Source organism: Cupriavidus sp. BIS7 (genome assembly GCF_000292345.1).
Lineage (GTDB): Bacteria > Pseudomonadota > Gammaproteobacteria > Burkholderiales > Burkholderiaceae > Cupriavidus.
In genome coordinates this window covers 144,888-155,730 of sequence record NZ_ALOU01000016.1, presented here as the reverse complement: position 1 = coordinate 155,730, position 10,843 = coordinate 144,888, and the positions used below count along the sequence as shown (strand labels likewise).

Here is a 10,843-nt window from a genome sequence, read left to right as displayed (position 1 = left end):
CCCTCTCCCGCCTTGCGGGAGAGGGGAGAAACCAAGCGATATTAATTCGGCCGCCGCTTGTACATCCCCATGCCCTTGACCGTGCAGACAACCTCACCCTTCTGGTTGGTCGCCACCCACTGCGTCATGACCACGCCACGGTCAGGCTTGGAACTCGACGGGCGGGTCTCCAGCACACGCAGCACAGCCGTCAGCGTGTCTCCGGCGTAAACCGGCTTGATCCAGCGGACCTCGTCCACGCCGGGCGACCCCATGCTGGTCGAGCGATCCCCCATCGAAAGCACCAGCAGCCGCATCATGATGCTGCAGGTCATCCATCCACTGGAAATCAGGCCGCCATAGATGCTCTGCGCGGCTGCGGCCTTGTCGACGTGAAACGGCTGAGGATCGTACTGGCGCGCGAAACTGAGGATCTCCTCCTCGGTAACGGTGTAGCTGCCGAACGGGTGCTCGCTGCCGACGACGTAATCCTCGAAATACATCTTGGACATCATGCCTCCAAAGAAAAAACCGCGCTCGGGACAACCGGCGCGGTTTGCAATCTAACGCGATGCTCAGGCAGCTTCCTGGAAGCCGGGCTGACTGGCGAAGCGGCCCAGATGGTGGTCCACGTCGCCGAACGTCGTGTTGATCAGCGTAAGCCGCTTGAACATGTGCGCGGCCGGCAGTTCGTCGGTCACCCCCATGCCGCCGTGGATCTGCACGGCCTCCTGGCCCACCGAACGCGCAGCCTGCCCCACGCGCGCCTTGGCGGCGGACACGTAGCGGCGGCGCTCCTCGGGGCTCGCCTCTTCGAAGCGGGCAGCAGCCAGCAGCGTGATCGAGCGAGACTGCTCCGCGTGGATCATCATTTCGACCATGCGGTGCTGCAGCGCCTGGAAGCGCGCGATCGGCACGCCAAACTGCTGGCGCGTCTTCGCGTATTCGAGCGTGGCGGCATTGAGCATGTCCATGACGCCCACGGCTTCCGCGCACAGCAGCACGGCAGCGTAGTCGGCGGTGGCCTCGAGCACGTCCCAGCCCTTACCTTCCGTACCGATCAGCGTGGCCGGCGCGTCCTGGAACGTCACGTCCGCGGCCCGCAGATTATCGATCGTACGGTAGTCCTTGACGCTGACGCCGGCCCCGTTCGTATCGACCAGGAACAGCGAGATGCCATCGCGGTCGGACTGGGCGCCGCTGGTGCGCGCCGACACCACAAGCTTGTCAGCCTGGGCGCCGTGGATCACCACCACCTTGCGGCCGTTGAGCTTACCGCCCTTGGCCGTCACGGTGACGTTGTTCAGTTCGTGACGCGCCTGCGGCTCGTTGAATGCCGTGGCCAGCTTCACTTCGCCGCCGGCAACCTGTTCGAGCACCGACTCCTGGCCGCCGGCCAGCTTCAGCGCCTGCGCGGCCACCACGGTAGCGAAGTACGGCTCCACCACCAGACCGCGGCCCAGTTCCTGCTGCACCACCATCATATCGACGGCCGTGCCCGAGAAACCGCCCTGCGCTTCCGGCACGGGCAGCGCGGTCAGGCCCAGTTCGACCAGGTTGCCCCAGGCCTGTTCACCGTAGCCATTCGCGGTCTTGATGTTCTTCTTGCGCGATTCGAAATCGTAGCTCTTTTCTACAAATCGGCGGATCGCGTCGGCCAACTGCTTCTGTTCGTCGCTGAGATTGAAGTTCATGTTGCGTGTCTCCTCACAGCCCCAGAATCATCTGGCTGATGATGTTCTTTTGGATTTCGTTCGAACCGCCGTAGATGGAGGTCTTGCGATAGTTGAAGTAGTACGCGGCCAGCGGCGCGGCATCGTCGTAGCCGGTCACGGCATGCTCATGCTCGCACTCGAGGTAAGCCGGATCGAACGGCTGGGCGTACGGACCGACGGCTTCCACCATCAACTCGGTCAGCATCTGCTGGATCTCGGTGCCCTTGATCTTGAGCATCGATGCCTCGGGACCAGGGCCCTTGCCCGCCGCCTCGCTCGACACCACGCGCAGCACGGTGATCTCAAGCGCCATCAGTTCGATTTCCAGCGCGGCGACCTTGGCGCCGAACACCGGGTCCTCAAGCAGCGGCTTGCCGTTCTTCTGCTGCTGGCGCGCCACGCGCTTCAGGAAGCCCAGTTCACGCTTGGAATTGCCCACGCGGGCGATGCCGGTACGCTCGTGGCCAAGCAGGTACTTGGCGTAGGTCCAGCCGCGGTTCTCTTCGCCAACGCGGTTTTCCACCGGCACCTTGACGTTGTCGAAGAAGACTTCGTTCACCTCATGTTCTTCGTCGAGCATGATGATCGGACGCACGGTGATGCCCGGCGTCTTCATGTCGATCAGCAGGAACGAGATGCCCTCCTGCTTCTTGGCCTCGGGGTCGGTGCGCACAAGGCAGAAGATCATGTCGGCGTGCTGGCCCAGCGTGGTCCAGGTCTTCTGGCCGTTCACGATGTAGTGCTTGCCGTCCGACGTCAGTTCGGCGCGCGTCTTCAGCGAAGCCAGGTCCGAACCGGAGCCCGGCTCGGAATAGCCCTGGCACCACCAGTCGGTGCAGTCGAGGATACGGGGCAGGTAGTACGACTTCTGCTCGGCATTGCCGTACTTCATGATCACCGGCGCGACCATCGCCACGCCGAACGGCAGCACGCCGGGCGCGCCGACGCGTGCGTTTTCCTCGTCCCAGATATGCCGTTGCGTGGCGTTCCAGCCGGTGCCGCCGAACTCGACCGGCCAGTGCGGCGCGGACCAGCCATTGCCTGCCAGAGTCTTGTGCCAGCGCACCAGATCGTCGCGGCTGGGGCGGCGGTGGTTAAGTACCTTTTCGCGGATTTCCGCCGGCAGGTTGGCTTCAAGCCAGCTACGCACTTCCTGACGGAAGGCGATGTCGGCCGCCGAGTAGTTGAGATCCATGCCCGTCTCCATTGGTGGTGCCGGCAGGCGCCGGCCGTCTGTTTTACCTGCACATCACTGCGCAAGGTAAAACCGGGCACAGGATGCTTGTTCAGTGGGCCGTCTGCTTCAATGCATCCGGCACGATGAGCGGAATGGTCTCGATGCCTTCGTCGGCCAGCGCCTGCACGTCTTCCAGTGTTGCCGAACCGCGGATACCGCGTTCCGGCGTCTCCTGATAGTGCATGCGCCGCGCTTCCTCGACGAAACGTTCACCCACGTCCTCGGTCTGCGCCAGCACCTGCCGGACCGCCGTCAGGTAGTGGGCCTGAAGCGCCTGCATCATCTGCTGCGCATCGGCCTTGCCTTCATCGTCGCTCCGGACCTGCGTCGACGCCGGCTTCGCGGTAGCACCCGAAAGATTCAGGCGCGGCGCGCTGGGCAGGCGGCTGACCGCATGGTCGCCACAAACCGGGCATTGGACGAGGTCACGTGAAATCTGCGATTGCGCATCTTCCTCCGAAGCAAACCAGCCCTCGAAACGATGGTCTTGCGCACAGCGCAGGTCGAGCACCTTCATGATCTTTCCAGCCCGTCCGGGCAATATTAGCCGTGAATCGAAATTTTGTGAACGGTCGTGCTAATTTTTTGCGTGACCGATTTTGCCTGGCAGGATGCGTCCGCAACACAATTGCTTCAGACCGAGGGAAAACCCCATGAAGGCCCCAATATAGGCCTGTCAGGCAGCACGTTAGCTTAGCAGCAATGCGGCGTTTCAGCCGTGGCTGCGATTGGCAGGAAATGGCGGTTCGCTCTGTTCGCCCGGCTGCCAGGCGCCCGAGACAACCTTCTCGAGCCAGAACGCGCCGATGATCGTCTTGACGTCCGTGATGCGGCCCTGGCGTACCCAATCGATCACCTGGCCCACCGGGGTAATGAAGGTTTCGAGAAATTCACCGTCATCGAGCCTCGCTTCCCCGGCGGTCAGGTCACGCGCCAGGAACAGGTCGATGAACTCGGTCGAGTAGGAAATTACCGGATGAATCCGGGTCAGGTAGTCCCAGCGGCGTGCCGTGTAGCCGGTTTCCTCGAGCAGCTCGCGCTCGCCGCAGCGCTGTGCGCCCTCTTCCGGATCGAGCTTGCCAGCCGGGAATTCGACCATCACCTCACCTATCGGATATCGGAACTGGCGCTCCATCAGCACCGTGCCATCGTCGAACAGCGGGATCATCATCACCGCCCCCGGATGCAGCACGTACTCGCGCCCGGTCTGCTTGCCGTTAGGCAGACGCACGATGTCCTGCTTGAGGGTGAGGAACTTGCCGCGATGAATCGTCGCGGAAGCGACGGGGGTTTCCCTGAGGTGTTCGTCGTTATCGGGGGACGACGTGGCGGGAGTCTTGTCGGACATGAGCGCTCCGGGTGTTGCACGGGCCCCGGGCGCGAGGATCTGGCCGTCGTCAGGCCGTGCGATGTTTGACCAGGTATTGCCAGGTGAAGCCCGGGAAGGCAAACACCAGCATCATGCAGGCGGTGATGGCGTAGAACTGCCAGCCCTGCGGGAACGCGTTGCCGAGGCTCGCTTCCACCGCGAAGCCGGCAAAACCGGCCACCACGTACCACACGATCAGTTCCACCAGACGCAACCACAGCGGCTTGCGGGCCCACTTCAGGCCCACAGCCGCAAACAGGCGCTGGTTGACGAACGGCAGGTTGGCACATACCAGTGCCAACAGGATGACAAACCACCCGCCTGCCGAGGAACTCATTTCGTCACCTTCCAGAAAATTACGAGGCCAGCGTGGCGCGGATGGCCTGGAAGCACAGGTCCATCAGGCCCGCCGGGAACAGACCCAGCAGAATCACGGCCAGGCCGTTCAGGCTCAGCACCGAGCGCAGGCCGGTCGAGGCTTCAAGCGGCTCTTCGCCAACCGGGGCATCGAAGTACATCAGCTTGACGACACGCAGGTAGTAGAACGCGCCGATCAGCGAGAACACCACCGCCACCACCGCCAGCCAGCTCATGCCAGCCTTGACCACGGCCTGCAGCACCGACAGCTTGGCGTAGAAGCCAACGGTCGGCGGAATGCCGGCCATCGAGAACATCATCACCAGCATCAGCAGCGCGAACCACGGATGACGGCGCGACATGCCCTTCAGGTCATCCAGCGTCTCGGCTTCGAAGCCCTTGCGCGTACGGACCAGGATCAGGCCGAACGTGCCAAGCGTGGTCAGCATGTACGTGATCGAGTAGAACATCGACGAGCTGTACGCGTTCACGGCGCCGTCGGCCTTGTTCGCCACCACGCCCGAGAGCATGCCCAGCAGGACGAAGCCCATGTGCGAGATCGTCGAGTACGCCAGCATCCGCTTCAGGTTGGTCTGAACGATGGCGGTCAGGTTGCCGATCACGATCGATGCGATCGACAGCAGCACCAGCATCGTCTGCCAGTCGGTAGCCAGCGGCAGCAGGCCTTCCACCAGCACGCGCACGATCAGCGCGAATGCGGCAACCTTCGGGCCGGCAGCGATCAGCAGCGTCACCGCGGTCGGCGAGCCTTGATAGATGTCCGGAATCCACATGTGGAACGGTGCAGCGCCAAGCTTGAACGACAGGCCAGCCACGATGAACACCACGCCGAAGGCCAGCATCGTCGTGTTGACGCGGCCCGATTCGACCACGCGGAATACTTCGCCGAGGTTCAGCGAACCGGTGGCGCCGTACATCATCGACATGCCGTAGAGCAGGAAGCCCGATGCCAGCGCGCCCAGCACGAAGTACTTGATCGCCGATTCCGACGTCACGCGCGAATCGCGCCGCAAGGCCACCAGTGCGTACGACGACAGCGACAGCAGTTCCAGACCCAGGTACAGCGTCAGGAAGTTATTGCCGCTGATCATGACGATCTGACCGCCCAGCGCGAACAGCGAGAGCATGTAGAACTCGCCCGCGAACATGTCGCGCTCGGACAGGTAGTTGCGCGTGTAGACCAGCGTCAGCAGCATGCCCAGCGCACAGAACGCCGACAGCACGTTGGTCATCGGGTCGATCACGACCAGGTTGGCGAACGCATAGTGCGTATCGCCGGCGGCCGCGTTAATGCTGAACCATACGGTCAGCACCAGCGTGGTCAGCAGCGACAGCGGATATGCCACGCTCGTGCGGCCCTTGCCACGGGCTAGGTCGATCCAGTTGATCGCCGCGACGGCGATCGCCAGGAAAATGATTGGCGCCACGGGGGCCAGGCTAGAGGACGATTGCATGTTGATTTCTCTCCCCCGCTTACAGCTTGGACTGTGCCACGTGGGACAGCAGGTTCACCACCGAGGCGTGCATCACATCGGTGAAGGGTTTCGGGTACAGACCCATGTACAGCGTCATGATTGCCAGCAGACCGAGCATGAAGAACTCACGCTTGTTCAGGTCCACCAGTTCACGCACGTGCTCGTGCACCACGTCGCCGAAGATTACGCGCTTGACCATCCACAGCGAGTACGCCGCGCCCAGGATCAGGGCCGTGGCGGCCAGCAGGCCGATCCAGAAGTTGTACTTGACCGAACCCAGGATCACCATGAATTCGCCCACGAAGCCCGACGTGGCCGGCAGGCCGCAGTTGGCCATCGCGAAGAACACCGACAGCGCCGCGAACTTCGGCATCACGTTCACCACGCCGCCGTAGTCGGCGATCTGGCGGGAATGCACCCGGTCATAGAGCACGCCGATGCAAAGGAACATCGCACCCGAAATGAAACCGTGCGAGATCATCTGCACGATACCGCCTTCGATGCCGATCTCGTTGAAGATGAAGAAACCGAGCGTCACGAAACCCATGTGGGCAATCGACGAGTACGCCACCAGCTTCTTCATGTCGGCCTGGACCATTGCCACGAGACCGATGTAGATCACGGCGATCAGCGAGATCGTGATGATGAACGGGGCCATGTAGTGGCTGGCGTCCGGGGCGATCGGCAGCGAGAACCGCAGGAAGCCGTAGGCACCCAGCTTCAGCATGATCGCCGCCAGCACCACGGAGCCGCCGGTCGGCGCTTCCACGTGGGCATCGGGCAGCCAGGTATGCACCGGCCACATCGGCACTTTCACCGCGAAGGCCATGAAGAAGGCAATGAAGATCGCGATCTGCTCATCCATCGACAGCTTGGCCTGGTGCCAGGTCAGGATGTCGAACGAACCGGTCTTGTTGTACAGGTACAGCAACGCAACCAGCGTCAGCAGCGAGCCGAGCAGCGTGTAGAGGAAGAACTTGAAGGCCGCGTACACACGGTTCGGACCGCCCCACACACCGATGATGATGTACATCGGGATCAGCGTGGCTTCGAAGAACACGTAGAACAGCAGGCCGTCCAGTGCCGAGAACACGCCGACCATCAGACCCGAGAGCATCAGGAACGCGGCCATGTACTCGGCGACGCGTTCGGTGATCACTTCCCAGGCCGAGATCACGACGATCACGTTGATGAACGCGGTCAGCACCACGAACCACATCGAGATGCCGTCCACACCCAGGTGGTACTGGATATTGAAGCGCTCGATCCAGTTGGCCTGTTCGACGAACTGCATGGCCGCCGTGGCCGTATCGAAGTGAAAGACCAGCGGCAGCGTGACGACGAAGCTGGCAACGGCGCCGAACAGCGACATCCAGCGCACGAAGCCCTTGCTGCGGTCGGAGCCGAACATCAATACCAGCAGGCCGAAGAAGATAGGCAGCCAGATTGCGAAAGACAGAACCATTTCTATGTTTTCCTTACTTGGTGCCTATCACTTGGTGCCTATCACGCCAGTGATCGTCAGCGTCAGGAGCACCAGCATGCCGATGATCATCGCGAAAGCGTAATGGTAGATGTAACCGGACTGCAGGTAGCGGCTTGCCGCGGCAAACGATGCCACCACGCGAGCCGAACCGTTGACGAACAGGCCGTCGATGAAACTCTGGTCACCGCCCTTCCACAGACCCGTACCCAGCAGGCGCGCACCGCGGGCAAACACTGCCTCGTTGATGGCGTCCATGTAGTACTTGTTGTCGAGCAGCTTGTACAGACCCGAGAAGCGCTGCTTGATCGCTTCAGGGATATCCGGGCGCTTCATGTAGAAGAACCAGGACAGCACCACACCCGCGATAGCCAGCCACAGCACCGGCGTGGTCAGCGAATGGATCGCCATCGGCACCCAGCCATGGAACGCTTCCTTGAGCTCTTCCATTGCGTGGTGGTTCTCGCCGACGAAGATCACGTCCTTGAACGCCACGCCGTGCTTGAAGAAGTCGCCGAACAACATCGGCTCGATGGCGAAGGCGCCAACGATCACCGACGGAATGGCCAGCAGCACCAGCGGCAGCGTCACCACCCACGACGACTCGTGCGGCTTCTCGCCCGGGGCCAGGCCGTGATGATGATCGTGCGAAACTTCCTCGTCATGGTGGTTGCCGTGGTGAGGGTCGGCCTTGCCGAAGCGCTCTTCACCGTGGAACACCAGGAAGTACATGCGGAACGAGTAGAACGCGGTCACGAACACACCAGCCAGCACGGCGAAGTATGCAAAGCCCGAGCCGGCGATATGCGATTCGGCCACGGCCTCGATGATCGAGTCCTTCGAGTAGAAACCCGCGAAGAACGGCGTACCGATCAGCGCAAGCGAACCGACCAGCGACGTGATCCACGTAATCGGCATGTACTTGCGCAGGCCGCCCATGTTGCGGATGTCCTGATCGTGGTGCATGCCGATGATCACCGAACCCGCGCCCAGGAACAGCAGCGCCTTGAAGAACGCGTGGGTCATCAGGTGGAACACGGCAACCGAGTATGCCGACGCACCGAGCGCGACGGTCATGTAGCCAAGCTGCGACAGCGTCGAGTACGCCACCACACGCTTGATGTCGTTCTGGATGATGCCCAGGAAGCCCATGAACAGCGCGGTGATCGCACCGATGACCAGCACGAACGACAGCGCGGTATCCGACAGTTCGAACAGCGGCGACATGCGCGCCACCATGAAGATACCGGCGGTCACCATGGTTGCCGCGTGAATCAGTGCCGAAATCGGGGTCGGGCCTTCCATCGAGTCAGGCAGCCAGACGTGCAGCGGGAACTGCGCCGACTTGCCCATTGCGCCGATGAACAGGCAGATGCAGGCCACGGTGATCATCAGCCAGTCAGTGCCCGGGAAGATCACGGTCGCCAGTTGCTCGCGCGCTGCGAACACGTCCGTGTAGTTCATGCTTCCGGCATAGGCCAGCAGCAGGCCGATACCGAGGATGAAGCCGAAGTCACCGACGCGGTTGACCAGGAACGCCTTCAGGTTCGCGAAGATCGCGGTCGGGCGCGTGTACCAGAAACCGATCAGCAGGTACGACACCAGGCCCACGGCTTCCCAGCCGAAGAACAGCTGCAGGAAGTTGTTGCTCATCACCAGCATCAGCATCGAGAAGGTGAAGAGCGAGATGTAGGCGAAGAAGCGGTTGTAGCCGGGGTCCCCTTCCATGTAGCCGACGGTGTAGATGTGCACCATCAGCGAGACGAAGGTCACGACCACCATCATCATCGCGGTGAGGGAGTCGACCAGGAAGCCGACTTCCATCTTCAGTGTGCCGATCGTCATCCACTCGTACACGGTGGCGTTGTAGCCCGCGCCGTTGAGCACGTCGAGCAGCACCATCACCGACAGGACGAATGCGATGGCAACGCCGAGAATCGTTGCCGAGTGAGCCACGATCCGGCCGCCGCGCGACTCCGAGGAAAACGTGCCGAAGAACTTGGTACCGAACAGACCGGCTATCGCGGCGCCGGCGAGCGGCGCCAGCGGAATCGCCAGCAGCAGGTTGGGGTTGAGCGTGGTTGCCATAGGACGCTTATTGGTGTGCGGTCGGGGAGCAGTCTTGGTTCGTTACGTAGTTGGTCATGAATCAGCCCTTGAGGGTATCCATGTCGTCCACGTTGATCGTGTCCAGGTTGCGGAACAGCACGACCAGGATTGCCAGACCAATTGCCGACTCGGCGGCGGCCACCGTGAGGATGAAGAAAACGAAAACCTGACCAGCCAGGTCGCCCATGTAATGCGAGAAGGCGACGAAGTTCATGTTCACCGCAAGCAGCATCAGTTCGATGGCCATCAGCAGAACGATCACGTTCTTGCGGTTCAGGAAGATGCCAACGATGCTGATCGCAAACAGGATGGCACCGAGCACGAGGAAGTGAGCGAGAGAGAGCACAGCGAATTCTCCGGGCTTTAGTTCTTGTTGGCGGCTGCCGCGGCATCCGCTTCGGCCCGGCCCTCGGCCGGCATTTTCACCATGCGCACGCGCTCGTCGCGGCGTACGCGGAGCTGAGCGCCCACGTCCTGGGCCTTCACGTCCTTGCGGCGGCGCAGCGTCAGCGCCACAGCGGCGACGATCGCAACCAGCAGGATGATGCCGGCCACTTCGAACGCGTAGATGTAGTCGGTATAGATCAGCTTGCCCAGCGCAGCGGTATTCGAGTAGTTCGGGTCCTGCGCGCCTGCCGGCAGCGCGGCGTTGGTCGTGCCGATGAAATTGCGCACGAGCACGATGGCCATCTCGGCGATGATCAGCGCGCCAACGATCGAGGCCATCGGCACGTATGTCCAGAAATCGCGTCGCAGGTGTTCGACGTCGATATCGATCATCATCACGACGAACAGGAACAGCACCATCACGGCGCCGACGTAGACAAGCACGAGCAGGATGGCGAGGAACTCCGCCTTCATGATCATCCAGATCGCCGCGGCGGTGAAGAACGCCAGGACGAGGAACAGTGCGGAATGCACCGGATTCTTTGCCGTGATGACTTTCAGTGCAGACAGCACCAGCACCAACGCAAAGACATAGAAGATGGTGGTCGTGAGTTCCATGGTCCCTATCGGATCCTCTTTGGGCCGTGCGGCACAGGCTCCCTCCGGGGTGGCCCGCGCATGCTTGCGGCATCCTTCTGTTGGTCCCTTGCG

General features: G+C 61.9%; 11 protein-coding genes. All 11 read right to left on the bottom strand.

Annotation, left to right across the window (positions count from 1 at the left end; genetic code table 11):
* Window positions 1-41: 41 nt before the first annotated feature.
* The 11 genes from B552_RS0106285 to B552_RS0106235 all read right to left on the bottom strand — a co-directional run bounded on the left by B552_RS0106285 (window position 42) and on the right by B552_RS0106235 (window position 10,750).
* Complete coding sequence (locus tag B552_RS0106285; protein WP_026035383.1) at window positions 42-491, bottom strand: MaoC family dehydratase; 450 nt, start codon at window positions 489-491, stop codon at window positions 42-44.
* 63 nt (window positions 492-554) lie between these two features.
* Window positions 555-1,673 (bottom strand): acyl-CoA dehydrogenase, encoded by a 1,119-nt coding sequence (locus B552_RS0106280; RefSeq protein ID WP_019448155.1) that lies wholly within the window; start codon window positions 1,671-1,673, stop codon window positions 555-557.
* 13 nt (window positions 1,674-1,686) lie between these two features.
* Complete coding sequence (locus B552_RS0106275) at window positions 1,687-2,889, bottom strand: acyl-CoA dehydrogenase family protein (protein WP_019448154.1); 1,203 nt, start codon at window positions 2,887-2,889, stop codon at window positions 1,687-1,689.
* Window positions 2,890-2,980: 91 nt separating this feature from the next.
* Window positions 2,981-3,448 (bottom strand): DUF1178 family protein, encoded by a 468-nt coding sequence (locus B552_RS0106270; protein ID WP_019448153.1) that lies wholly within the window; start codon window positions 3,446-3,448, stop codon window positions 2,981-2,983.
* A gap of 195 nt (window positions 3,449-3,643) precedes the next feature.
* On the bottom strand, window positions 3,644-4,279 hold the full coding sequence (locus tag B552_RS0106265) for an NUDIX hydrolase (protein WP_019448152.1): 636 nt from the start codon (window positions 4,277-4,279) through the stop codon (window positions 3,644-3,646).
* Between the two features lie 49 nt (window positions 4,280-4,328).
* Window positions 4,329-4,637: a DUF2818 family protein gene (locus B552_RS0106260; protein ID WP_019448151.1), complete on the bottom strand. Its 309-nt coding sequence runs from the start codon at window positions 4,635-4,637 to the stop codon at window positions 4,329-4,331.
* 19 nt (window positions 4,638-4,656) lie between these two features.
* Entirely contained in the window at window positions 4,657-6,132 is a 1,476-nt protein-coding gene (gene nuoN / locus B552_RS0106255; RefSeq protein WP_019448150.1) for an NADH-quinone oxidoreductase subunit NuoN, read from the bottom strand.
* Window positions 6,133-6,151: 19 nt separating this feature from the next.
* Window positions 6,152-7,618 (bottom strand): NADH-quinone oxidoreductase subunit M, encoded by a 1,467-nt coding sequence (locus B552_RS0106250; protein WP_019448149.1) that lies wholly within the window; start codon window positions 7,616-7,618, stop codon window positions 6,152-6,154.
* Between the two features lie 27 nt (window positions 7,619-7,645).
* A complete protein-coding gene (nuoL, locus tag B552_RS0106245; RefSeq protein ID WP_019448148.1) occupies window positions 7,646-9,724 on the bottom strand; it encodes an NADH-quinone oxidoreductase subunit L in 2,079 nt (692 codons plus the stop codon).
* A 61-nt stretch (window positions 9,725-9,785) separates the two neighbouring features.
* Entirely contained in the window at window positions 9,786-10,091 is a 306-nt protein-coding gene (gene nuoK / locus B552_RS0106240) for an NADH-quinone oxidoreductase subunit NuoK (protein ID WP_026035382.1), read from the bottom strand.
* Between the two features lie 17 nt (window positions 10,092-10,108).
* On the bottom strand, window positions 10,109-10,750 hold the full coding sequence (locus tag B552_RS0106235; RefSeq protein WP_019448146.1) for an NADH-quinone oxidoreductase subunit J: 642 nt from the start codon (window positions 10,748-10,750) through the stop codon (window positions 10,109-10,111).
* Window positions 10,751-10,843 lie beyond the last annotated feature (93 nt).

Coding starts and splice junctions, on each gene's coding strand:
- B552_RS0106280 (WP_019448155.1), bottom strand. CDS start 1,673: ATGAACTTCAATCTCAGCGACGAACAGAAGCAGTTGGCCGACGCGATC.
- B552_RS0106285 (WP_026035383.1), bottom strand. CDS start 491: ATGTCCAAGATGTATTTCGAGGATTACGTCGTCGGCAGCGAGCACCCG.
- B552_RS0106250 (WP_019448149.1), bottom strand. CDS start 7,618: ATGGTTCTGTCTTTCGCAATCTGGCTGCCTATCTTCTTCGGCCTGCTG.
- B552_RS0106260 (WP_019448151.1), bottom strand. CDS start 4,637: ATGAGTTCCTCGGCAGGCGGGTGGTTTGTCATCCTGTTGGCACTGGTA.
- B552_RS0106275 (WP_019448154.1), bottom strand. CDS start 2,889: ATGGATCTCAACTACTCGGCGGCCGACATCGCCTTCCGTCAGGAAGTG.
- B552_RS0106270 (WP_019448153.1), bottom strand. CDS start 3,448: ATGAAGGTGCTCGACCTGCGCTGTGCGCAAGACCATCGTTTCGAGGGC.
- B552_RS0106235 (WP_019448146.1), bottom strand. CDS start 10,750: ATGGAACTCACGACCACCATCTTCTATGTCTTTGCGTTGGTGCTGGTG.
- nuoN (WP_019448150.1), bottom strand. CDS start 6,132: ATGCAATCGTCCTCTAGCCTGGCCCCCGTGGCGCCAATCATTTTCCTG.
- nuoL (WP_019448148.1), bottom strand. CDS start 9,724: ATGGCAACCACGCTCAACCCCAACCTGCTGCTGGCGATTCCGCTGGCG.
- B552_RS0106265 (WP_019448152.1), bottom strand. CDS start 4,279: ATGTCCGACAAGACTCCCGCCACGTCGTCCCCCGATAACGACGAACAC.